18 protein-coding genes and 1 pseudogene are annotated in these 23,535 nt (G+C 66.2%); 8 read left to right on the forward strand and 11 right to left on the reverse strand.

Going from position 1 to position 23,535, the window contains the following annotated elements; genetic code table 11:
• Window positions 1-5: 5 nt before the first annotated feature.
• The 7 genes from EI545_RS18810 to bchF form a co-directional block, all read right to left on the reverse strand.
• Window positions 6-1,439 carry a PucC family protein gene (locus EI545_RS18810; protein ID WP_125326903.1) on the reverse strand — a complete coding sequence of 478 codons (1,434 nt, stop codon included), beginning with the start codon at window positions 1,437-1,439 and terminating at the stop codon, window positions 6-8.
• Window positions 1,436-2,101 carry a magnesium protoporphyrin IX methyltransferase gene (gene bchM, locus EI545_RS18815; protein WP_125326904.1) on the reverse strand — a complete coding sequence of 222 codons (666 nt, stop codon included), beginning with the start codon at window positions 2,099-2,101 and terminating at the stop codon, window positions 1,436-1,438. The genes EI545_RS18810 and bchM overlap by 4 nt, the downstream gene beginning before the upstream one ends.
• On the reverse strand, window positions 2,101-3,003 hold the full coding sequence (bchL, locus tag EI545_RS18820) for a ferredoxin:protochlorophyllide reductase (ATP-dependent) iron-sulfur ATP-binding protein (RefSeq protein WP_125326905.1): 903 nt from the start codon (window positions 3,001-3,003) through the stop codon (window positions 2,101-2,103). The genes bchM and bchL overlap by 1 nt, the downstream gene beginning before the upstream one ends.
• 85 nt (window positions 3,004-3,088) lie before the next feature.
• The gene (locus EI545_RS18825) at window positions 3,089-6,685 is read right to left on the reverse strand and encodes a magnesium chelatase subunit H (protein ID WP_425471607.1); all 3,597 of its coding nucleotides are present in this window, start codon (window positions 6,683-6,685) and stop codon (window positions 3,089-3,091) included.
• Complete coding sequence (gene bchB / locus EI545_RS18830) at window positions 6,675-8,240, reverse strand: ferredoxin:protochlorophyllide reductase (ATP-dependent) subunit B (RefSeq protein WP_125326906.1); 1,566 nt, start codon at window positions 8,238-8,240, stop codon at window positions 6,675-6,677. The genes EI545_RS18825 and bchB overlap by 11 nt, the downstream gene beginning before the upstream one ends.
• Before the next feature lie 61 nt (window positions 8,241-8,301).
• Window positions 8,302-9,579: a ferredoxin:protochlorophyllide reductase (ATP-dependent) subunit N gene (locus tag EI545_RS18835; protein ID WP_125326907.1), complete on the reverse strand. Its 1,278-nt coding sequence runs from the start codon at window positions 9,577-9,579 to the stop codon at window positions 8,302-8,304.
• The gene (gene bchF / locus EI545_RS18840; RefSeq protein WP_425471608.1) at window positions 9,576-10,085 is read right to left on the reverse strand and encodes a 2-vinyl bacteriochlorophyllide hydratase; all 510 of its coding nucleotides are present in this window, start codon (window positions 10,083-10,085) and stop codon (window positions 9,576-9,578) included. Before bchF ends, EI545_RS18835 begins: the two co-directional genes overlap by 4 nt.
• 345 nt (window positions 10,086-10,430) lie before the next feature.
• Between bchF and EI545_RS18845 the strand changes: the two genes are divergently transcribed.
• From EI545_RS18845 to idi, 8 genes and pseudogenes are all read left to right on the forward strand, one after another.
• Window positions 10,431-11,243: a hypothetical protein gene (locus EI545_RS18845; protein ID WP_125326909.1), complete on the forward strand. Its 813-nt coding sequence runs from the start codon at window positions 10,431-10,433 to the stop codon at window positions 11,241-11,243.
• Window positions 11,244-11,260: 17 nt separating this feature from the next.
• Window positions 11,261-12,652, forward strand: coding sequence for a transcriptional regulator PpsR (gene ppsR, locus EI545_RS18850; protein ID WP_125327717.1), 1,392 nt, complete (start codon window positions 11,261-11,263; stop codon window positions 12,650-12,652).
• An 82-nt stretch (window positions 12,653-12,734) separates the two neighbouring features.
• A pseudogene (bchE, locus tag EI545_RS18855) lies at window positions 12,735-14,389 on the forward strand (magnesium-protoporphyrin IX monomethyl ester anaerobic oxidative cyclase).
• 2 nt (window positions 14,390-14,391) lie between these two features.
• Window positions 14,392-14,973 (forward strand): bacteriochlorophyll 4-vinyl reductase, encoded by a 582-nt coding sequence (gene bchJ, locus EI545_RS18860; protein WP_125326910.1) that lies wholly within the window; start codon window positions 14,392-14,394, stop codon window positions 14,971-14,973.
• Between the two features lie 108 nt (window positions 14,974-15,081).
• Window positions 15,082-15,981 carry a chlorophyll synthase ChlG gene (gene chlG / locus EI545_RS18865; RefSeq protein ID WP_125326911.1) on the forward strand — a complete coding sequence of 300 codons (900 nt, stop codon included), beginning with the start codon at window positions 15,082-15,084 and terminating at the stop codon, window positions 15,979-15,981.
• Window positions 15,978-17,264: a BCD family MFS transporter gene (locus EI545_RS18870; RefSeq protein WP_125326912.1), complete on the forward strand. Its 1,287-nt coding sequence runs from the start codon at window positions 15,978-15,980 to the stop codon at window positions 17,262-17,264. Before chlG ends, EI545_RS18870 begins: the two co-directional genes overlap by 4 nt.
• Before the next feature lies 1 nt (window position 17,265).
• Complete coding sequence (locus EI545_RS18875; RefSeq protein ID WP_125326913.1) at window positions 17,266-18,447, forward strand: geranylgeranyl diphosphate reductase; 1,182 nt, start codon at window positions 17,266-17,268, stop codon at window positions 18,445-18,447.
• A 14-nt stretch (window positions 18,448-18,461) separates the two neighbouring features.
• The gene (gene idi / locus EI545_RS18880; RefSeq protein ID WP_174258198.1) at window positions 18,462-18,998 is read left to right on the forward strand and encodes an isopentenyl-diphosphate Delta-isomerase; all 537 of its coding nucleotides are present in this window, start codon (window positions 18,462-18,464) and stop codon (window positions 18,996-18,998) included.
• 72 nt (window positions 18,999-19,070) lie between these two features.
• Here the strand turns inward: idi and bchO are convergent, their stop codons facing one another.
• The 4 genes from bchO to crtA are packed head-to-tail and all read right to left on the reverse strand — an operon-like array spanning window position 19,071 to window position 23,526.
• Window positions 19,071-19,916 carry an alpha/beta fold hydrolase BchO gene (bchO, locus tag EI545_RS18885; RefSeq protein ID WP_125326915.1) on the reverse strand — a complete coding sequence of 282 codons (846 nt, stop codon included), beginning with the start codon at window positions 19,914-19,916 and terminating at the stop codon, window positions 19,071-19,073.
• 1 nt (window position 19,917) lies between these two features.
• Window positions 19,918-21,639, reverse strand: coding sequence for a magnesium chelatase subunit D (locus EI545_RS18890; protein ID WP_245990185.1), 1,722 nt, complete (start codon window positions 21,637-21,639; stop codon window positions 19,918-19,920).
• A gap of 5 nt (window positions 21,640-21,644) precedes the next feature.
• Entirely contained in the window at window positions 21,645-22,667 is a 1,023-nt protein-coding gene (bchI, locus tag EI545_RS18895; RefSeq protein ID WP_125326916.1) for a magnesium chelatase ATPase subunit I, read from the reverse strand.
• A 7-nt stretch (window positions 22,668-22,674) separates the two neighbouring features.
• Entirely contained in the window at window positions 22,675-23,526 is an 852-nt protein-coding gene (gene crtA, locus EI545_RS18900; RefSeq protein ID WP_281275724.1) for a spheroidene monooxygenase, read from the reverse strand.
• Window positions 23,527-23,535: the final 9 nt, after the last annotated feature.

Consider the following 23,535-nt stretch of genomic DNA (forward strand, 5'->3'; position numbering starts at 1 on the left):
TGGGATCAGGTGGGAAATTCGGCGATGCCGAAGCGATCGCCGGACGTGGGAGTGGGCGCGAGCGGGGCGACCCGGACCAGCGGTCCGAGTGCGACGAGGGTCAGGAACAGAAGGCCGATCTCGGCGTGGTAGACGAAGGTATAGCCAAGGGTCGGGTCGGTCAGGGCGGGGCCAAGGGCACCGCTTTCGGCCAGATGGCCGGTGATGTCGCGGATCGCGCCACCAAGGAAGATCGCAAGGCCTGCGGCGGTTGCCTGCGCGGCGCCCCAGGCCCCAAGCGCAAGGCCTGCGCCAGCGCCCGCAGTCTTCAGCGCCATGGCGGCGGTGAGGGTGGACACGGCAAAGAGCCCCACGCCAAAGCCGATCGCCGCAGCGCCGATGTAGAACAGGGCAGCGCTTTCCAGCGGTCCGGCGAAGATGACGGCGGTAAAGGCGGCGATGCCCGCGAGGATACCGCGCGCGGCGATGCGGAACGGATCACGCCCCTGACCCAGCCAGCGGGCGGCTAGGATGAAACCTACCAGCGCGCCAAAGGCATAGACCGCCGTCAGCAGCGTGGTCTTGCTGACGGAGAGGCCCAACACCTCACCCCCGTAGGGTTCCAAAAGCACGTCCTGCATGTTGAAGGCCAGCGTGCCCAGCACGACCACGGCCAGAAGCCGCCCCGCCGTGCCGCCCGCCATCAGATCGGCCCAGGCATCACGGAACCGCGGACGCGGAGCCTCACGCTCTTCGCGGCTCATCGGGCGGACCTTTTCCTGCTGCCACAGGGCGATGACGTTTAGGATCAGGGTGGCCGCCCCGCAGCCCTGCACGACGCGGACCAGCGTGATCGGGTCGTAGTCGCGCAAAAGCCAGCCGACGATGACGGCCGACACGCCCATGCCCAAGAGGAACATGACATAAAGAAGGGCCACGACACGCGGCCGCGTCTCATCCGTCGCGCGGTCCGAGGCTAGGGCCAGACCCGCGGTCTGCGTCATATGGAGGCCAATCCCGGTCATCAGGAAGGCCAGCGCCGCCAGTACCTCACCCGCCCAGGTGGGGCCATAGGTCTGGTCGCCCGACAGCACGATCAGCGCGAAGGGCATGACGGCAAGCCCGCCCATCTGCCACAGCGACCCGAACCACAGGTAGGGCACGCGCTTCCAGCCGATGGCCGACCGGTGGGTGTCCGACCGATGCCCCAAAAAGGCGCGGAACGGCGCGACAAGCACTGGGATCGAGATCATCAGGGCCACGATGATGGCCGGAACCGACAGTTCCACGATCATCACCCGGTTCAGCGTGCCAAGGAGCAGCACCGTGGCCATGCCGACCGACACCTGAAACAGCGACAGACGCAGCAGCTGGCGCAGCGGCAGCCCTTCGGATGCGGCGTTCGCGAAGGGCAACCACGACGCGTCCAGCGCCTTGAGATGCTTTTTCCGCAGGATCATGGCCGATACTCCATGCATTCCGAGATGTAAAAGCCGCGCGAGACCCGCCCGATCTGGGCTAGCCCCGGCCCGGTGGCGCGGCCAAGGTCCTTCAGGCTGTGCGGGATCATCACCGGCGACCGGTCATTGCGCGGGAAGAGCTTGCCCATGTGCCACATCGCCATCAGCAGCGTCGTGCGCGGGGCCACGGTAAACACCACCGCGCCGCTGCGTTGGCCAAGGGCGTGCAGCGTGCGGGCAATGTCATCCGCGCCGTAATAGATCAGGCTGTCCATCGCGAGGACATAGTCAAACCGCCCCAGCGCAGGGTCGGTCATGTCGCCCGCGTGAAAGCTGACCTGCTGGCGCAGCGTCACGGGCAGGCGGTCATGCGCGATCTTCACCAGCTTGGGCGAGATGTCGGCGGCCATCACTTTGGCGCCGCGCTTGGCCAGTTCTTCCGTCATCGCACCCGTGCCGCAGCCCGCATCGAGCACCCGGCAGCCCGCCAGGTCTTGAGGCAGGCGCGACAGCATGAGGGCGCGCATCTTGTCACGGCCTTCGCGCACCGTCTGACGGATGCGCGATACCGGCGCGTCCGAGGTCAGCCGCTCCCACGTCTTGGTGGCGGTGCCGTCGAAGTAGCTTTCGACCCGGTCGCGCGTGGTGGCGTAGTTCGGCATCAATCGAACCCCAGAAGTTCAAAGATCTCACGATCCGGCAGGGATTCCGGGAAACTTTCCGGCAGGCTGACCGATTTCCACAGCGCGTCGGCCAGGCGAATGTATTCGGCCCGAGCCATCACGATGTCCTGTTCGTCATCCATGGCAAACAGGGTCTTCTTCTTCAGGCGGCTGCGGCGGATCGCGTCGATGTCGGGCATATGCGCCAGCCGGTTGAAGCCGACTTTGCTGCAATAGCGGTCGATCTCATCCGTGTCCTTGCTGCGGTTCGCCACGCATCCGGCAAGCCGCACCTTGTAGTTCGACGACTTCGCCTGCACCGCCGCGATGATGCGGTTCATTGCATAGATGCTGTCAAAGTCGTTCGCGGTCACGATCAGCGCGCGGTCGGCATGCTGCAGGGGGGCCGCGAAGCCACCGCAGACCACATCGCCCAGCACATCGAAGATCACCACATCGGTGTCGTCCAGCATGTGATGCTGCTTGAGCAGCTTCACCGTCTGGCCCACGACATAACCGCCGCAGCCGGTGCCGGCCGGTGGTCCGCCCGCTTCCACGCATTTCACGCCACCGTAGCCGATGGTCACGAAGTCCTCAGGCCGCAGCTCCTCGGCATGGAAATCGACCTCTTTCAGGATGTCGATCACTGTCGGTTGCAGCTTGCCGGTCAATGTGAACGTCGAGTCATGTTTCGGATCGCAGCCGATCTGCAGCACGCGCTTGCCCATCGTGGCAAAGGCTGCGGACAGGTTGGAGGAGGTGGTCGATTTCCCGATCCCGCCCTTCCCGTAAACCGAAAACACCTTCGCGCCCTCGATCTTCTGCGATGGGTCCAGATGCACTTGCACCGAGCCGTCTCCGTCCATGCCGCGCAGGCTGGGAATTTCGTCACGTGGGCTCATGGCTTTGCGCCTTTCATTCTGGTGCAAATATCCCGGGGTCCGGGGCAGCGCCCCGGTCCGGCGGTTCCAAATGTCCAATCATTGGTCATTCGGCAGCGATCCCTTCCATCCGGTCTTCCAGCTCATCCGCCGCGCGTTGCAGGGCGGCGAGGGTGGCTGCATCCGGGGTCCAGTAGTTGCGGTCCGAAGCCTCAAGCAGGCGTCCCGCCATCCGGACGCTGGCTTCGGGGTTCAGGTCGGCCAGACGCTTGCGCATCTCTTCGTCCAGCACAAAGGTCTCGGACAGGCGCTGGTAGACCCAGGGCTCGACATGCCCCGTGGTGGCCGACCAGCCCATCGTGTTCGTCACATGCGCCTCGATCTGGCGCACGCCTTCGGCGCCGTGCCGCAGCAGGCCTTCGTAGAACTTGGGGTTCAGGCTGCGGGCGCGGGTTTCCAGCGCGATCTGGTCTTTCAGCGTGCGGACCTGACCGCCACCGCGGGTCTGGTCGCCGATGTAGACCGGCGTTGCTTCACCGCCCCCATGGGCCCGGCGGACAGCGCGGGCCACCCCGCCCAGCGTGTCGAAGTAGTGGTCAACCGAGGTGACGCCCAGTTCGACCGATTCCAGGTTCTGGTAGGCCAGGTCCACATCGCCCAGCACTTGCTGGAGGAGCTTCGCCTGCTTCACCGGCTTGCCATTCACGCCGTAGGCGAAGCTCTTGCGGGCCTCGTAGGCATCGGCCAGCTCATCTTCCTCGCCAAAGGCGGAGGAGCCGACCAGCGTGTTGACGTTGGCGCCGTAGGCCCCTTCGGCGTTGGAAAACACCCGCAGGGCGGCGGTTTCAAGGTCCACGCCCATGGCTTGGGCATAGGCCAACGAATGGGCGCGGATGAAGTTCTGCGATGCCGGCTCATCCGCAGAGGCGGCCTTGAAGGCGGCTTCGGCCAGCATCCGGGTCTGCAGGGGCAGAAGGTCGCGGAAGATGCCGGACAGGGTCATCACCACGTCGATCCTTGGGCGGCCAAGTTCCGCAAGCGGGATCAGGTCCGCGCCACACAGCCGGCCGTAATGGTCAAACCGCGGCCGCGCGCCCATCAGCGCCAACGCCTGGGCAATCGGCCCGCCATCCGACTTGATGTTGTCCGACCCCCACAGCACCAGCGCCACGGTCTGCGGCACGGTTGGGTGCGCGTCCAGCAAGCGCTGCGCCTGTGCAGCCCCATCGGCCAGCGCAAAGGCGGTGGGCATCCGGAACGGGTCAAAGGCGTGGATGTTGCGGCCCGTGGGCAGGATCGCGGGCGAGCGGATCAGGTCGCCCCCCGGCACAGGTGCGATGTAGCGGGCGGAAAGCGCGCGCAGAAGGCCCGGGATTTCGGTGTCTTGCGCCATGTGGCGGGCAGCTTCGGCGCGGGCCTCCTCAGGGATCAGCGACAAAAGCTCCACCATCGCGGCGGGTTCCATCTTGCGGCCAAGGACGTGGAGGCCGTCGGTGATGAGCGCGCCTTCCGTCTCCAAAAGCTTCAGCCAGAGCGTGTCGATGTCGCCCACCAGGTCCACCGCGCGCGCCTGCTCCACCGCCAGCGCGGCAAGTTCGGCATAGTCGCTGGCATCGGCCTCGGTCGCGCGGAGGCGGGTGAGCGTGTCCTTGAGATCCACAAGGCCCTTGTAGAGGCCAGCGCGGGCGAGGGGTGGGGTGAGGTGGGTCACCGTCACTGCGTTCGACCGGCGCTTGGCCAGCGTCGCTTCGGACGGGTTGTTGGCGGCGTAAAGGTAGACGTTCGGGAGGTTGCCGATCAGCCGGTCGGGCCAGCAGTTGGAGCCGACCCCGGCCTGCTTGCCCGGCATGAACTCCAAAGCGCCGTGCATGCCGAAGTGGAGGAGGACATCCGCCCCGAAATCCTCACGCAGCCAGCGGTAGAAGGTGGTGAAGGCATGGGTCGGCGCGAAGCCCTTTTCGAACAGAAGGCGCATCGGGTCGCCCTCATAGCCGAAGACGGGCTGGAGGCCGACAAAGACATTGCCGAACTGGCAGCCCAGCACATGCACGCCGCGCCCGTCGGTCTGGATGCGGCCGGGGGCGGGGCCCCAGGCAGCCTCAACCTCGGCCAGCCAAGGGGTCTTGGCGACGATCTCGGCGGCGGGGACGGTGGTGTGGACATTGGCAGGCTGGCCATGGCGGGCGGCGTTGCCTTTCAGCACGGCCTCACGCAAAGCCTCAACGCTTTCGGGGGGCGTCAGGTCGTAGCCTTCGGCTGTCAGGGCGTGCAAGGTGTTGAAAAGGCTTTCAAACACACCAAGATAGGCGGCGGTGCCAGCAGCACCAGCGTTCGGCGGAAAGCCGTAAAGGACAATGGCCAGCTTCCGCGTGGCGGTTGCGGACCGGTGCAACTTGGCCAAACGCGCGACCTTATCGGCCAAAGCCTCGATCCGTTCGGGGCAGGGCGACATGGCGCGGGTTTCGGCCGCCTCAAGCGTTGCCGGTTTGCAATTGCGACCGCAGCCGTTGCAGCCCTCGGGGTCGTGGCGACCGGCGAAGACGGTGGGGTTCGTCGCGCCGTCAATCTCAGGCAGCGCGATCAGCATGGTGGTTTCCACCGGGCCAAGGCCACCGGAGGCCGCCTGCCACTGGCGGAGCGACTGGAACTCCAGCGGGTGGGCGGCGACGTAGGGCACGTCAAGTGCGGTCAGCGCCGCAACTGCCGCCGGGCTGTCGTTGTAGGCCGGGCCACCGACGAGCGAGAAGCCGGTCAGCGACACCATCGCATCGACCTTGCCTGCAAAGTAGGCGTCAATCGCGGGGCGGCCATCAAGGCCCCCGGCGAAGGCGGGCAGGACGGCGATGCCGCGCGCCTCAAACGCCTTGATGACGGCGTCATAGTGGCCGGTATCGGCGGCAAGGATGTAGCTGCGCAGCATCAGAAGGCCGACCGTGGCGGTCGCCCCCTTCGGACGCGGCATGTCGCGGGCGTCGGTGGTGATCCGCCCTTTCAGCGAGGGGTGATAGAGCCCCACATCCGGGTAATCGACGGGGGCGGCGGCAGTCGCGCCCTTCCAGCCGTGCTTCGTCGCATAGCGGCCGACGAGAAAGCGGATCATCGCCTCAAGGTTATCGTCCGAGGCGCCCAGCCAGTATTGCATCGACAAGAACCAGGCGCGCATGTCCTGCGCCTTGCCGGGGATCCAGCGCAGGATCTTCGGCAAGCGGCGCAGAAGTGCCATCTGCTTTTGCCCCGACCCTGACCCCGGTGCCTTCGACCCGCGCAGCTTTTTCAGCAAGGCCATCGCGCCCGAGGCGGGCTTGGACATGTCCAGATCGCCCATCTTGGTCAGCTTGACGATCTGCGGGTCGGCGATGACGCCGACGAAAGCGTCCAGACGGTCACGGACCTTGTGCAACTCCGGCAGGATTGCGGTGATATGTTCTTCGATGAACAGAAGGTTCGCGACGACGATATCGGCGCCCGCCACGGCGGCCTTGGCGCGGGCCAGGGCGGCGGGGTTTTCGGCCCATTCGGCGGCGGCATGGACTGACACGTCCAGCCCGGGGAAATCCTTGGCCAGACGCGGAGCAATCCGGGCGGCGGGGCCTGCGGCATGGGCATCCAGCGTCAGGATCACAAAGCGGTAGGTCGGCACACGCGCTGCCCGTTTCGGGGCAAGTGCGGCCTCCTGAGCCTCCATATGGCGGTCATCGCGCATAATGGGCCTTTGCTTCATAAAGGGTGTCGATGCTGATTGCTGTCACGCCTTTGTCGGCCGCGAATTTCTCGGTGTTCCGTTTCGCCTTGCCGCGCACGAAGAACGGGATCTTCTTCAACTCGCGTTCGGCATCGGCCAGCCAGATCACCTCGCCCGTCACGGGCTCCTCGGCCTGCGGTTTCATACTGGCGGCAATATCCCCGCCGGAGGCTTCCACCTCGGCAACCAGTGCCTCGGGCCGCGCACTTGCCTTGGCGCCGTGGTGGCTGGGACCGGCAGCATCGTGAAACTCGAAATCCTCGCGGAACATGGTGAGGAGGTGTTCTTCCAGACCCATGACCAGGGGGTGAACCCAGGTGTCGAAGATCACGTTCGCGCCCTCGAACCCCATCTGGGGGGAGTAGCGGGCCGGGAAGTCCTGCACATGCACGGGGGCAGAGATCACGGCGCAGGGGATGCCAAGGCGCTTGGCGATGTGGCGTTCCATCTGCGTGCCAAGGATCAGTTCGGGCTGCAGGCGGGCAATCTCGGCCTCGACCTCCAGATAGTCGTCGGTGATCAGCGCCTCGATGCCATAGGTCTTGGCCGCGGCGCGCACCGGGCGGGCCTGTTCGCGGTTGTAGCAGCCAAGGCCCACGACCTCGAACCCGATCTCCCTGGCGGCGATGCGGGCGGCGGCGATGGCATGGGTGCCGTCGCCGAAGATGTAGACGCGCTTGCCGGTCAGGTAGGTGCTGTCGACGGATGCAGCATACCAGGGCTGGCGCAGGCCGGTCTCAGCCGGAAGCGGGAGGCCGGTGATCGTGGCGACCTCGGCCAGGAAATCGCGGGTGGCATGGGTGCCGATGGGCACGACACGCGTAAAGGGCTGGTTCAGCGCCTTTTCCAGATGCCGCGCGGCGGTTTCGGCCGTTTCAGGATACATCAGCACGTTGAAATGCGCGGCCCCAAGGCGGGCGATGTCCGCCGGGGTGGCGTCCAGCGGCGCGCAGACATTGACGGTGATGCCCATGGTGGCAAGCAGCCGGGTCAGTTCGGTCACGTCGTCGCGGTGGCGGAACCCCAATGCCGTTGGGCCGATCAGGTTGCAGGTGACAGCCTCGGTCCGGGCCATCGGCTTGGCGAGGACCTTGACGATCTGGAAAAACGTCTCATCCGCGCCGAAGTTTTCCTTGCGGCTGTAGGACGGCAGGTCGAGCGGAATGACCGGGATCGGCAGGTTCAGCGCCTCAGCCAGACCGCCGGGATCGTCCTGGATGAGTTCGGCAGTGCAGGACGCGCCGACGATCATCGCTTGCGGCTGGAAGCGGGTGAAGGCGTCGCGGGCGGCGTCCTTGAACAGGTTCGCCGTGTCGGCGCCAAGGTCACGGGCCTGGAAGGTGGTGTAGGTGACCGGCGGGCGGTGATTGCGCCGCTCGATCATGGTGAACAGAAGGTCGGCATAGGTGTCGCCCTGCGGGGCGTGCAGGACGTAGTGCAGGCCCTTCATCGCGGTGGCGACACGCATCGCGCCGACGTGCGGGGGGCCTTCATATGTCCAAAGGGTAAGCTTCATGGCTGGCCTCCGGGGCGCTGCCCCGGACCCCGGGATATTTGGACCAGAATGAAAGGCTGGGTCATTCCGCGGCCTCCGGTGTCAGGAGGGCGCGGCGGCGGATGGGTCTTGCGAAAAGGCCCGCCAGATCAGCGGCCTGTTCGTAGAAATGGACGGGCGTGAAGACGAGTTCGATGGCCCATTTGGTGGTCAGCCCCTCCGCCTCCAGCGGATTGGCGAGGCCGAGGCCGCAGACGGTCAGGTCAGCCCGCGCCGCGCGGGCGCGGTCAAGCTGCAGTTCGACGTCCTGGCCTTCGGAGATCGTGGGGCCATGCGGCAGGAGGGCGAGTTCGGGCGCCATCAGTTCGCGGTGGAGGTACGGCGTGCCGACTTCGACCGGGACCATGCCGCATTCGCGGGCGAGGAAGCGGGCGAGGGGGATTTCCAGCTGGCTGTCGGGGAAGAAGAAGATCGACTTGCCGCGCAAGGTTTCGGCGACGGCGGCCACGGATTTCTGCGCGCGGGCGCGGGGGGCGGCAAGGACGGCGTCAACCTTCGCCCGGTCAAGGCCGAGGGCTTCGGCGACGGCATGGAACCAGAGGGTGGAGCCCTCCTCGCCAAAGGGGAAGGGGGCGGAGATCGGGGTGGCACCACGCTTGATCAGGGCGGCGTGGGTGGCACCAAGGAAGGGCTGCACCAGAATGAAGCGGGTGTTGGGGCCGACGGCGGGCAGGTCGGTCGAGCGCCGCGCGGGCAGGGTGCGGACCGGGCCTGCGCCCATGGCCGCCAGAAGCGACAGCATCTGGTCTTCGACCACATCCGGCAGCGCGCCAACGACAAGGAGTTCGGTGGCATCCGTTGCGGGCAGGGCGGGAACCATCGAGGCGAGGCAGGCATCCTCGCCTTCGGTAAAGGTCGTCTCGATCCCGGAGCCGGAGAAGTTCAGCACCCGCACATTCGGCGCATGCACCCCGTCCAGCCGTTCGGCAGCGCGGGCGAGATCGATCTTGATGACTTCGGAAGGGCAGGAGCCGACAAGGAACAGTTGCCGGATGTCGGGGCGGCGGGACAGCAGGCGGGCAACCTCACGGTCAAGCTCGGCATTGGCGTCGGCGAGGCCAGCCAGATCCTTCTCTTCGAGAATCGCCGTGCCGAAGCGGGGCTCGGCGAAGATCATCACCCCGGCGGCAGCCTGCAGGAGATGCGCGCAGGTGCGGCTGCCCACGACGAGGAAGAACGCGTCCTGCATCTTGCGGTGCAGCCAGATGATTCCGGTCAGGCCGCAGAACACCTCACGCTGGCCACGCTCTTTCAGGACGGGGGTGTCGGTGCAGCTGCGGAACGGGGTGTCGAGGCTCATGCCGGCACCCCCTGTTCCGAGGCCTGATCCAGCCGCGCCAAGCGCAGCTTGCGCAGGAACTGGCCGGCGTTGACCACATAGGTTGCGTAGGCCGCAAGGGTGATGAACATCAAGGCATGCGGGGTGAACGCGCCGGTCCAGAGGCCGTAAATATACAGCGTATGCAAGGCGATGACGGCAAAGCTGAACACGTCTTCCCAGAAAAAGGCGGGGGCGAACAGGTACTGGCCGAAGACCACCTTTTCCCAGATCGCGCCGGTGACCATGATGACGTAAAGGAACCCGGTCTTCACCAGGATCGAAACGGTGGCGGCCATGTAGCCCTCCCCCGTCCAGAGGAAGCGCAGCACAAGCACCAGCGATACAGCGAAGGCCAGGAATTGTGCCGGGGCCAAGACGCCCTGAACGATCGTCCATGGCGTGGCGTCACGGCGGGCACGCTCTTCCGCCGTGTAAAGGCGCGATCTGGTGCCAGAACTGGAGCCGGTGGTCTGTGTCATCTGCATGAAGCTGAAGGTCTTCCCCGAAGTGTTGTCGTGACCGTGTCGCCTTGACCCAAGACTAGACGGGCCAGCGTAAGTGTCAACCAAAACTTACACACTGCTGCACAGTCTCGACCGGCTCAGATTTCAGCGTATTCGCCAATCAAGACCCATATTTGCTTCGTTTTTCAGCGGTATCGGCAAGGAACGGCGTAGTGTCGCATGGCGTTTGGCGAAAAGTGTCAATTTGCTTTGACAATGCTTTCCCCATGGCGGACAGTAAGGAAAACGCTGCGCTGGACCTTGTGCGCGCAGTCCCGGACCGAGCACCGGCAATCACGCCGGATGCGGACGGGTTGGAGTGGCGGAATGCGCGACAGCCAGTATGGCGTGCCAATCGAGCGTTGCGGAGACGAATTGTCGACGCTGGCGCGGACCGTTGTTGCGCGTCTGGCGGCGCGTAGCGGTCGGGCGTTGCAGCAGATCGACCCTGATCTTGTCTTTGCGATGGCGCGCGCGGTCGCATCGGTTGACCCTGCGCTTTATGACGCGCTGCGCCCCGAGATTCGCCGTGCCCGCATCAGCGATATCGATCTTGTTGACAGCTATTTTCCCGCCGTTGCGCGCCTGCTTGGCTGCGACTGGGCTGAGGACCGGGCCGGCTGGGCCGAAGTCACCATCGGCCTTGCGCGGTTGCAGTCGCTGGTCCATCAGATCGGCCTTGGCTGGGATGGCAGTACGGCGGTTGACGGCGCGTCGGTGTTGATCGTGCTGCCCGAGGGGGAACAGCACAGCTTTGGCGCGCAGGTGCTTGCCGGACAGTTGCGGCGTCAGGGCATTTCGGTGCATCTACAGATCGGCACGCGGTTGGCCGTGCTGCGGACTCTGGTGCAAGAGCGCCAGTATGATTGCGCGATGGTGTCTGTGGGATGCGAAACCAAGCTTGAACTGGGCCGGAAGATCGTGAAGGCGTTGAAGGAAGCGTCAGGCGGGCGGCTCTGGGTGGCCGTGGGTGGTGCGGTGCTGGATCGGGTGTCCAACGCGGCACAGCTGACGGGGGCCGATATTGCCACGAGCGACCCGGGTCAGGCGCTTGCCGGCGCGCAACTGGGCACGGCTGGAGCGGCGTGGAAAGTCTCTGCCATCACGGAGGCGGCCGACCGACGGTTGGTTGCTCCGTGACCACCGACGGCCGCCATCTGTTGAATTCCGGCAAGCTGCCGATGATTCCGCCCGATCTCATGACCGAGATTCTGGCGACGGCTGCGGACATCACGCTGCTTGTCGCGCCAAGCCTGCGGGTGGTGGCCGTGCTGGTCAACCCGTCGCACCGGTCCTTTGGTCAGCTGACCGACTGGGAAGGCATGCAGCTTCCCGACATCCTGACCGAGGAAAGCCAGCGCAAGCTGGCCTTGCGGCTGGCCGATCTTGAAGGCGCCCGGCGCAGCCAGACGATCGAGTTGAACCACGCCACGCAGCAAAGCTGGGATTTCCCGGTCCGCTATTCGATGCACCGGATGGGGCCGGATGGGTCCATCCTGATGCTGGGCCGCGACCTGCGCCCGCTGGCCGAAGTGCAGCAGCAGCTGGTCACGGCGCAACTGGCGCTGGAACGCGATTATGAGGCGCAGCGCGAGCTGGATACGCGCTACCGCGTGCTGATGGAAATGACGCGCGATCCGGTGATGCTGGTCTCCATGTCCTCAGGCCGGATCACGGACCTGAACCCGGCGGCGGCAGTGCTGCTGGGTGGCGCGCGGCCCGAACTCATCGGCACTGCCGTCGCGCAGGAATTCGATGGCCGGAGGCGGGGCGAGTTTCTGGAAGCGCTGGCCAACATCGCCACGGTCGATGCTGCGACCCCGGTTGAGGTCACAGCGCGTCGGTCGCAGCGCCGGGTGCTTGTGACGCCGAAACTGTTCCGTGCCGCGGGTGAGCGGATCCTGCTCTGCCTGATTGATCCTGCGGAACGGGCATCTCTTGCCTCGGACGAGCTGGGCGAGAATCTGCAGCGGCTTTATCATGAAGGCGTGGATGGCATCGTCTTTGCCGACGCCGATGGCGTGATCCGTGCTGCGAACGAGGCGTTCCTGAACCTGACCGATGCCAGCGGCATTGCCGCCGTGCGCGGCCGGTCCATCGCCGATTATCTGGTGCGGGGCCAGGTGGACCTGCGGGTGCTTCTGGACAACGTCAAGCGCACCGGGCAACTTCGGCTGTATGCCACGCGTCTGACCACCGATTTCTCTGGTCAGATCGCGGTGGAACTGTCGGCCAGCTGGCTGAACGACCGGCCGAACCCGGTGCTGGTTCTGGTGATCCGCGATGCCAGCCGGGCCGAGACGATGCGCCGTGCCAACGGCGGGTTGCCCGACGAAGGCTCACGGTCGGTGATGGAACTGGTGGGGTCATCGACGCTTAAGGACATCGTGGCGGAAACCACCGATGTCATCGAAAAGATGTGTATCGAAACTGCGCTGGAGCTGACCCGTAACAACCGGGTGGCCGCGGCTGACATGCTGGGCCTGTCGCGGCAGTCGCTGTATGTGAAGCTGCGCAAGTATGGCATCCTGAACCGCGACGGCGAATAGCCCGGTTTCGACCCGTTTGACCTAAATCAATGAAAGCTGCCCTCCCGCCTGTCAACATAAGTTGACACAAGGGAGAGCCGCCATGCGCATCGTCTTCGTCCATCCCAACTACCACTCTGGCGGAGCCGAGATTGCCGGGAACTGGCCGCCAGCCTGGGTTGCCTATCTGGCCGGGGCGCTGAAGGCCAAGGGGTTTGATGACATCCACTTCATCGACGCGATGACGATGCATGTCAGCGGCGAAGACCTGCGGGCGCGGCTGGTGGAACTGCAGCCCGATATCATCGGCGTCACCTCGATCACCCCGTCGATCTATGCGGCGGAAGAGGTGTTGAAGCTGGCGGCGGACGCGATCCCGACGGCAGTGCGGGTGCTGGGCGGCGTGCATGCCACCTTCATGTTCCGTCAGGTCCTGACCGAAGCGCCTTGGGTTGACGTGATCGTGCGGGGGGAAGGTGAAGAGATCATGCTCGCCCTTGCCGAAGCGGTGCGGGATGGCCAATGGCCCGCGACCCGCCGCCAGATCAAGGGCCTCGCCTTCCTTGACGGGGATGAGATCGTGGCGACCCAAGCTGCGCCGACCGTCAAGGATCTTGACAGCATCCGCCCCGACTGGACGCTGATCGACTGGCCGCATTACATCTACATCCCGCTTGGCGTGAAGGTCGCCATCCCCAACATGGCGCGGGGGTGTCCCTTCACCTGCAGCTTCTGCAGCCAGTGGAAATTCTGGCGCGACTACCGTGTGCGCGACCCCAAGAAAGTGGCGGATGAGATCGAAGATCTGGTGACAAACCACGGCGTCGGCTTCTTCATCCTGGCGGACGAGGAACCCACGATCAACAAGAAGAAATTCGTCGAATTCTGTCAGGAACTGATCGACCGCGGCCTGAACGACCGGGTGAAATGGGGCATCAACACCCGCGTCACGGACATCTACCGCGACCGTGACCTGCTGAAATTCTATCGCAAGGCGGGGCTGGTGCATGTGTCGCTTGGCACCGAAGCGGCAGCGCAGTTGAAGCTGGATCTCTTCAACAAGGAGACCAAAGTCGAGGAAAACAAGGAAGCCATCCGCCTGCTGCGGGAAGCGGATATATTCACCGAGGCGCAGTTCATCGTCGGTCTCGACAACGAGACGCCGGAGACTTTGGAGGAGACCTTCAAAATGGCATGGGACTGGCAGCCCGACCTTGCCAACTGGTCGATGTACACTCCTTGGCCTTTCACGCCCCTCTTCCAAGAGATCAAGGATCAGGTCGAAGTCTTTGATTTTTCGAAGTATAACTTCGTCACCCCCATCATGAAGCCCGCCGCGATGACGCGGGGGAACTCCTTGACGGGGTGATGAAGAACTACCGCCGGTTCTACATGCGCAAGGCCCTGTTCCACTACCCTTGGCGCGGGACGGGGTTCCGGCGGCGCTATCTGCTGGGGTGTCTCAAGGCCTTCATCAAGGCCGGGGTCGGGCGCACCTTCTACGATCTTGGCAAGGCCGGTTACTGGGGCCCGCAGACCAAGGGGCAGGTCGATTTCCACTTTGACGAAACCCGCACGATTGCCGAAGCACAAGTCGCCGATTGGGAAGCCAGCGCCGAACGCAGCCGCAAGCACAAGGAGCGGCAAGAGGCGGTGCGCGCCCAGATGAAGGAACGCGCCAAGGACCGGGCGGTGCCCGACCTTGGGCCGATGGCCTGCGGCGGCGGGCGTGAACAGATGCAGGAACCGGCAGAGTAGCCATGGATGGCGGCTCGCCCTTCATCGAGGATGGCGCGCGGATCGGGCCGAACGCCATCCTGCAACTGGTGGCTGTACTGGACCAAGAAGTTGGCCGTGCCGCGCGTGACCGGGTGATGCAATCGGCGGGGCAGGTGGTGCCGCCGGAAGGTGCCGGGATGTGGCCCGAAGCTGCCTGCCGCGCGGTGCATCTGACCGTCTACCGCGATCTGCCCGACCGGGCCGAAGCGCTGATGGCCAAGGCGGGTGCGGCGACCGCCGACTACATCCTTGCCAACCGCATCCCTGGCCCGGCCAAGGCGCTGATCCGGGCGCTGCCATCCCCGCTGGGGGCTAGGCTTCTGACCGGCGCCATCACGCGCCACGCCTGGACCTTCGCAGGGTCCGGGCAGTTTCGTGTGACGGGCCACAGACCCCTGACCGTCGAGATCGAGAACAACCCCCTGACCCCCGGTGCCGGGCGGCCCTGCCACTGGCACGCGGCCGTCTTCACGCGGCTTTATCAGGCGCTGGTCTGGCCCGCCGCCCGGGTCGAAAGCACAGAGACGCCTTCGGCCAGCCGCTTTACCCTGCACCAAAGGTAGCGGGACCGCGCAAGCCCGGGCGGGTGGTCGGCTGAAACCATCTGCCCTGTACCTGCCCGCGACAATTCTGTGCTTGCCTGACTCCTCAGTGTAAGGTTTAATTGACACATGACTGTCAGCTCCATCATCCCCGCCCGCCAATATCCCGAACCGCGCGCCATGCTGCGGCTGATCAAGCCGATCACATGGTTCCCGCCGATCTGGGCCTTTCTGTGCGGCGCGGTGTCCTCGGGCATCCCGCTTGGCGCGAACTGGCAGACCGTGGTTCTGGGCATGGTCCTTGCCGGCCCCATCGTCTGCGGGATGAGCCAGGCCGCGAATGACTGGTGCGACCGCCACGTCGATGCGGTGAACGAACCGGATCGCCCGATCCCCTCGGGCCGGATTCCCGGGCGCTGGGGCCTTTGGATCGCGCTGGCGATGACGGGGCTGTCCTTGGCTGTGGGCTGGTTGCTTGGCCCCTGGGGCTTTGGGGCGACCGTGGTTGGCGTCATCGCCGCCTGGGCCTACAGCGCCGAACCGATCCGGCTGAAGCGGTCGGGCTGGTGGGGGCCGGGGCTGGTGGGTCTTTCGTATGAGGGCCTGCCATGGTTCACCGGCGCTGCCGTGCTTCTGAACGCCGCCCCGCGGTTTGAGGTGGTCATGATGGCCGCCCTGTACGCCTTTGGGGCGCATGGCATCATGACGCTGAACGATTTCAAGGCATTGGAGGGTGACCGCCAGCATGGCGTACGGTCGCTGCCTGTGGTGCTTGGCCCGGAGGTTGCAGCCAAGATCGCCTGCACGGTGATGGGCATGGCGCAGCTTCTGGTGATCTGCTTCCTTCTGGTCATGGGCGCGCCGTGGCATGCGCTGGCCGTCACCGCGCTTCTGGCGGCGCAACTGGCCGCGATGCGGGTCATGCTGCGCGATCCGAAGGCCAAGGCGCCATGGTATAACGGCACCGGAGTCGTCCTTTACGTCAGTGGCATGATGGTCACCGCCTTTGCGCTGCGGGGGCTGGCATGACGCTCAGCTGGACCCAGATTGTCCGGCTTGGTCTGGTACAACTGTGCCTTGGCGCGGTGGTGGTGTTGACCACATCGACGCTGAACCGGCTGATGGTGGTGGAACTGGCGCTGCCGGCGATGCTGTCGGGCGCGCTGGTGGCGCTGCATTCCTTCGTGCAGATCACCCGGCCCAGCTGGGGCTTCTGGTCTGACGCGCAAGGCAACCGGACGCGGTTCATCATCGGCGGCATGGCGATTCTGTCGTCGGGTGCGTTCCTTGCGTCGCTGATGGTGGCGATGGGGATTGCCGGGCAGGGCTGGGGGCTGGCGGTGTCGGTGCTGGCCTATGTGCTGATCGGGCTTGGGGCAGGGGCCTCGGGCACCTCGCTTCTGGCGCTGTTGGCCTCGGGCTGCGCGCCTGACCGGCGGGCGGCGGCGGCGACGATTACCTGGCTGCTGATGATCTTCGGGATTGCCGTCACCTCTGGGGTGATCGGGGCCCTGCTTGACCCCTACTCGCCCCAACGTCTGATGGTCATTGTCGCCATCGTCACCCTTGGCGCGGTGGCCCTGACCGCCGCCGCCATCTGGGGGATCGAGCGCCGCGTCATCCCCACCCGCCTGCCGGACGATACCCCGCTCCTGAAAGGCCTGGCCGAGGTCTGGTCCGAAACCCGCACCCGCGTGTTCACGCTGTTCATCTTCCTGTCGATGACCGCCTTCTTCCTGCAGGAACTGATCCTTGAGCCCTATGCGGGCCTTGTCTTCGCCTATTCCCCCGGCCAATCGACCAGCCTGTCCGGCGCGCAGCACGGCGGCATGTTTGTCGGCATGCTGGCCGTTGGCATCGCGGTGTCGTTCCTGAAGACCGGCACCCTGCGGGTCTGGGTCACCACCGGCTGTGTCGGGTCGGCGGTCATGCTGCTGCTGATTGCCTCGCTGGGGCAGCTGGGCATCGGGTTCCTGACCCCGGCGGTCACCGTGCTCGGCGTGTTCTCCGGCATGTTCGCCATCGCCTCGATCGGGGCGATGATGCAGCTGGCCGGGCAGGGCAGGTCCGGGCGTGAAGGCACGCGGATGGGCGTCTGGGGGGCGTCGCAGGCCATCGCGCAAGGGCTTGGCGGGTTTGCCGGGGCGGCGCTGGTCGATGTCTTGCGCCTGTCGGGCGATACGGCGGACGCCTTCGGCCTTGTGTTCCTGATCGAAGCCGCACTTTTCCTCGCCGCGGGCCTGATGGCCTGGCGGATCATCGACGGCGGCCGCTTGCGCGCGCCCACCCCTCACCTTGTTCCGGGAGAATGACATGACCTATGACGTCTTCGTTGTGGGCGGCGGGCCTTCCGGGGCAACGGCTGCCGAAGACCTTGCCCGCGCAGGCAAACGCGTGGCGATGCTGGACCGTGATGGCCGGATCAAGCCGTGTGGCGGCGCAATCCCGCCGCGCGCGATCAAGGATTTCGCGATTCCCGAAGACATGATCGTGGCGAAGGTCGATGTCGCCCGCATGATCTCGCCCTCTGGTCGGTCGGTCGATATCCATATCGAGAACGGCTATGTCGGCATGGTGGACCGCGAACATTTCGACGAATTCCTGCGGGTCCGTGCGGCCAAGGCCGGGGCCGAGCGGTTGACCGGCACCTATCTGCGGATCGAGCGGGACAGCGCGGGCACCCATGTCGTCTGGCGCGACAAGGCCAGCGGAGAGGAACGCCGCAGCCTGACGAAACTCATCATCGGGGCAGATGGCGCGCGGTCGGTCGTGGCCCGGGATGAGGTGCCGGGTGGTGACACGATCCCCTACGTCATCGCCTATCATGAGATCATCAAGGCCCCCGCCGCGAACAAGGACTATGACCCCAAACGCTGCGACGTCATCTATGACGGGCGGATTTCCCCGGATTTCTACGGCTGGGTCTTTCCGCATGGCGATCAGGCCAGTGTCGGCATGGGCACCGGGGTCGATGGGGTCAACCTGAAAGAGGCGACTGCGGCGCTGCGCGCGTCCTCTGGCCTTACGGGGTGCGAAACCATCCGCAAGGAAGGCGCGCCGATCCCGCTCAAGCCCTTGGACAAATGGGACAATGGCCGCGATGTGGTGCTGGCTGGCGATGCCGCCGGTGTGGTCGCCCCCAGTTCGGGCGAGGGGATCTACTATGCCATGCTGGGCGGGCGGGTCGCGGCGACTGCGGCGCAGGCCTGCCTTGCCTCGGGCAAGGCCAAGGACCTCAAACTGGCCCGCAAGCTGTTCATGAAGGACAACAAGACCGTGTTCAAAGTCTTGCGGTCGATGCAGGACGCCTACTACAAATCCGACGACCGCCGCGAACGCTTTGTCAGCCTGTGCCATGACGTTGATGTGCAGAAGCTGACGTTTGAGGCTTACATGAACAAGAAACTGGTCGCCGCGCGACCCTTGGCCCATCTGAAGATCGGTGTGAAGAATGTGGCACATCTGATGGGCTGGGTGAAACCAAGCTGGACCTGATAATGGACGGAAGTCTGGAAGAAATGATCCCCGCCTGGGTGGGTGGCCGCTTGCAACCCCTTGGCAAGCTTGAGGTTCATCAGCGCGGCCTGCGGCACAAGGCGGTGTCGGTCTTTGTGCTGGACGGGCCGCGCGTCCTGATCCAGCAGCGCGCGGCGGGCAAGTATCACACGCCGGGGCTTTGGGCGAACACCTGCTGCACCCACCCCCGCTGGGAGGAAGACCCCGCCACCTGCGCCGTGCGTCGGCTGCGTGAGGAATTGGGGATTGCCGGCCTGTACCCCGCCTTCGCCGGGCGCGTGGAATACCGCGCAGATGTCGGCAGCGGTCTGATCGAACATGAGCTGGTCGATATCTTCGTGGCCGAGGCACCGTCCGACCTGCGCATCCAGCCGAACCCGTCCGAAGTGCAGGCGGTCCGCTGGGTTGACCTTTACGACCTGTCGGCCGAGGTTTTGCGGACACCCGACCAGTTCACCCCCTGGCTGCGCATCTACCTGACCGAACACATGGACCGCATCTTCGGCGCCATGTCCGCCTCCCTGCGCTAGGGCGCGCGGGGCTAAATTCCTTCGAAGGAATTTGCAAATCTTTTCGAAAAGATTTGCGCCAGGCCCGCCCGTTCAGCGCGCCAGCCAGCCGGTGATCGCCTGCGCCACCGCGCTTGCGTCTTCCTCATGCGCCAGATGGCCAAGGCCCGGCAGCTCCAGCACATCCGCCCGCGGCAGCATCCCTGCCGCCTGACGAGACACCCGTGGCGGCACGATCCTGTCACCCGCCGTGGCCAGAAGCAGCGACCGCACCGTCATCTGCGGCGCCCGCGCCATCAGCCGGTCGATCCGCCACTGCGCCATCATGCCCAGCGTGCCATCGACATGGGCCGCCTTCTTCACCAGCGTCAGGTATTGCGCCACCCCTGCGGGGTCGAGGGGCGAGCCGGTATTGTCCAAGAGGCTGCGGATCTTGCCCTCGGTCCCCCACAACCGGCTGATGACCGAAGGCACGAAGGGCGTCACCGACAAGGCCCGCGCCAGCAGCGGAAACAGAAATCCGGCAGCGCCTTCGAACTGGCCCAGGGCGGCGTTGATCCCCACGACGGCGCGCAGCGGGATCAGCGTTGACAGTTGCAGCGCCAGCGCCGCACCGGCGGAATGGCCAATCACCACCTCGGGCTGCCAGCCTTGCTGTGCCAGCAGCGTGGCAAGGTCTTCGGCCATCGGTTCGATCCCGAAGCGCGTGCGCGACCCGGCGCGGGTGAAGCCCTGACCCGGCAGGTCAGGGACGATGCAGCGCCAGCCATCCAGCGCCGGGATCAGATGGCGGAACGAATGGCCCGAGGCGCCCGCGCCATGCAACAGGAGCGCCGTGGGACCAGCGCCATGGTCGATCACGCACCAGTCATGGGGGCGGGCACGGACTTGCCGCGCATCGCCGCGAAACGGCCAGTCGGGGGGAAGGGTGTTTGGCATCTCAGCCAGCTTGCAACGGCGTCAGCGCCGCCTCAAGGGCCGATGACAGACGTTCCGCCGTGGCGCGCGGCAAGGGCAGGTAGGCCGCGCCGAGGGTGGCAGACAGCGCACGAAGCCCGTCCTGAGGCCGGGCGGCCGTGTCGATTACCACGCCCGCGAACCCCGCCCGTCGCCAGGCCTTCGCCGCCACCACCGCCTCAGCCTCGGCCCGCGCACGGCCCGGGGTGCCATCCAGCGCCACATTCGCCCGCCCATCGGTCAGCAGCGCCAAGACCGGCGTCAGCCCCTTGGCCCGCGCCCGAACTGCCGTGTCCTGCGCCATCTGCAGGGCCGCCGCCAAAGGCGTGCCCCCGCCGCCCGGCAACCCCGCCAACCGCCGTTTTGTCTGCACCAAAGACCGCGTCGGCGGCAGGATCAGCTCCGCCCCCGCCCCGCGAAAGGCGATCAGCGCCACATGGTCGCGCCGCGCATAGGCCCGGGCGAGGAGGAGTTCAACCGCCCCCTTCGCCTCGGCCAGCCGGGCAAGGGCGGCGGAACCTGAGGCATCGACGGCAAAGATCAGCACACGCTCATTGCGTTCCTGATAGCGTTTGATCCGCAGGTCAGAAGGGCGGATATGGACCAGCCGGTCCTGCAGCGCCGTCTTCCGCCGCATCCCTTGCCACGGGGCTGCCGCGCGCAAAGTCGCGATCAGGTCCAGCCGCAGGCCTGCCGAGGGACGGCCCGGCCGCGCCGACAGGGGCCGCCCATGGCTGTGGCCCGGCCGCGCCTCGCCTGATCCGGTGGCACCCCCGGTCGCACGGGCAGCGCGGGCGATGGCCAGCTGGTCAAGCAGGGCTTCGGGCAGGGCGGCGCGGACGGCTTCCAGCACCAACTCCTCGGGAATGTCGCCGGGGTCGGGGCGGTTTTCACCATCGCTGTCGCCCTCGTTTTCAGTGTCGGGGGCAGGGGGCGGGGGCTGGTCCTCTGCCGCCTCTGGCCAGCGCGTGGCGCGGTGAGCGAAGACCAGTTCCGCTGCCGTAGTCACATCCTCGGCCCGCACCCCGGCATGACCGCGCAAGGCCGCCAGCACCCGCGCCAGCCGCAAGGCCAGCAGCGGCGCGCGCAGCGATGTGATGCCAAGGCTGGCCGCCACCCCCGTCAGCGTGACGGCCGCGCGGGGCGGCACCCGCAGCTTCAGGAACCGCGCCCGGGCCTTGGCGATCTGTTCGAGGTCCAGTGCCAGCGGCACCGCCTCGGCCAAGGGGATATCGTCCAAGGACAGAAACAGTGCCAGTCGGTCGGCCAAAGCGCCTGGCAAAGCCTCCTCCGCCTCGGCGCCTTCGTCGAGCGCGACAAGGCAATGCCTTGGATGGTCCAAAGCCTGCGCCAGCCGCGCGGCCAACCCGGCGGGGCAGCGTTCCGCCATGGTCAGCACCAAAGCCGAGGGTTGTGCCAGCAGGCCTTCGGTCCGCACTTGCCGCCCTTCGGCCAGCGTCGCCGTCAGGTCCAGCCCGCCAAACAGCGCCTCATCGCCAAGCGACGGATGCAGCCGCCGGACCGGCAAGGGCAGCGCTGTCAGCGCCCCGGTCACCGCATCCCTGACTGGCCCGGACCTTGCCCGCAGCCACAGGCCGCCCAGACCTGCAGGGTCCACCGCCAAAGCCATCAAGGCCAGCCGCACCCGCGCCCAGGCCGGAGAGAGCTCCGGCAGGGCCGTCACGGGGTCGGGGATGGCAGTCATGTCGGTCAGGGCAGAACCTCCGCCAGCGTCCGGCCCACGCGGGCGGCCGAACCCGCCTCATCCAGCGGGTCGCGACGCAGGCGGTGGGACAGTGCCATGGGGGCCACCCGGCGCAAATGGGTGCGGCGCACGGCGGTGTCGCCTTCGAAGGCGGCCAGCGCGCGGGCGGCGCGCAACAGCGTCAGCTCGCCCCGCAGCCCGTCAGACCCTAGGGCAAGGCACAGGGCCGCGCAGTCGTGCAAGACCACGCCGGGCGTCTTCAGCTTCGGCAAAGCCTCCCGCGCGGCAAGGATCTGGTTGCGCAGACCCGCATCCATCACCCGCCATGTTTTCATGAACTTGTCATACTGGTTTTCATAGGCATCGCGGCGGCGGATCACCTCGACCCGCGTTTCGATGTCGCGCGGGCTGGTCACCTCCACCGACAGACCGAACCGGTCCAGCAGCTGCGGCCGCAACTCGCCCTCCTCGGGGTTGCCCGATCCCACCAGCACGAATCGCGCCGGGTGGCGGATCGAAAGCCCCTCCCGCTCCACCACGTTCTCGCCCGACTGGGCCACGTCGAGGAGGAGGTCAACGATGTGGTCCTCCAGCAGGTTGACCTCATCAATGTAAAGATACCCCCGGTTCGCCCGCGCCAGCAAGCCAGGCTCAAACGCCTTTTCCCCCCGCGTCAGCGCGCGTTCGATGTCCAGCGCACCCACCACCCGGTCCTCGGTCACGCCCAGCGGCAGATCAACCACGGGCGTTGGCTTGGTCACCATCCGGTCCGTCACCCCTTGCGCCCAAGGCGGGCACAGATCGCGGCGCGGGGCGTTGATCGGGCAACCCTCCACCGCCTCGATCGGCGGCAAGAGGGCGGCCAGCGCCCGGACGGCGGTGGATTTTCCGGTGCCCCGGTCGCCAAAGACAAGGACGCCGCCAATGCCGGGATCAATGGCCGTCAGGGTCATCGCGGACTTCATGTCCTCTTGCCCGACGATGGCCGAGAAGGGGAAAGGCTGGCGGGGCGTGTGGGTCTTGGTCATCTGAGCCTCATTCGGCAGGGGTCGAGGTCGGGGGTGACCATGGGCATCGTACAGTATCGGTCTGGACACCCTGCGGCGCAACTGCCAAGGCGGCGGCAAGGCTGTCACTTCCCTCCCCCCTCGTGGGGGAGGGAGAGGGTGGGGGGGCACCCGCAAGGCCGCCGCGGGACAGCAATTCCGCGCCGTTCCAGCGCCCCTCAACCCCCAGAACGCGGAAGCGGGCGTAAAGCTCATCCGTAAACCAGCCCTCGGCGCGCACGGCGGCGATGGCCCGGCCATGCGGTCCGTCCCCCCGTGCAAAATGGGTCATGCTGACGGCATCGGGCCAGATCGAAAAGGTGATCTGGTGCAACAGCGGCACTTCGCCAATGCCGATTTTGAACAGCACATTCGGGTCTTGCCCGATCACTGCCGAAATGTCGGGAACCCGCCGCCAGAACCGCAGCGCGCGGCCCGGCTTGACGCTGGCCCGGGTCAGCACGGCCAAGGGGCCTTTGGGATCGACCGGGTGGGATTCGGGGACAAACGGGTTCACTCCGGCCCATGACCCCCGCGCCGACAGCGGTGACATGGTGATCGTGCAGGCCTCGGTCGCATGGGCCCGCCAGCGCCGCCAGACCGGGCTTTGCGCCATGCCGGCCTGCGCCGTTGCCGCGTCGGGCCAAGCGGCAAGGATGGCCCAGACACCCCAGTTCGGCTTTGGCGTGAAGCCTTCGCCCGTGCCCGAGCCACAGAGTTTCCAGAACATCAGATGCGGTTCGCGCCGCAAGGCCAGACGCGCCGCTGCCATCTGGCTGATGACCCACAGCTTCGGGCCAAGGCCCTCAAATCGAAACAAGCTTAGGGTGGCGATCGGCATCTGCGGTCC

The organism is Tabrizicola piscis (assembly GCF_003940805.1).
Lineage (GTDB): Bacteria > Pseudomonadota > Alphaproteobacteria > Rhodobacterales > Rhodobacteraceae > Tabrizicola > Tabrizicola piscis.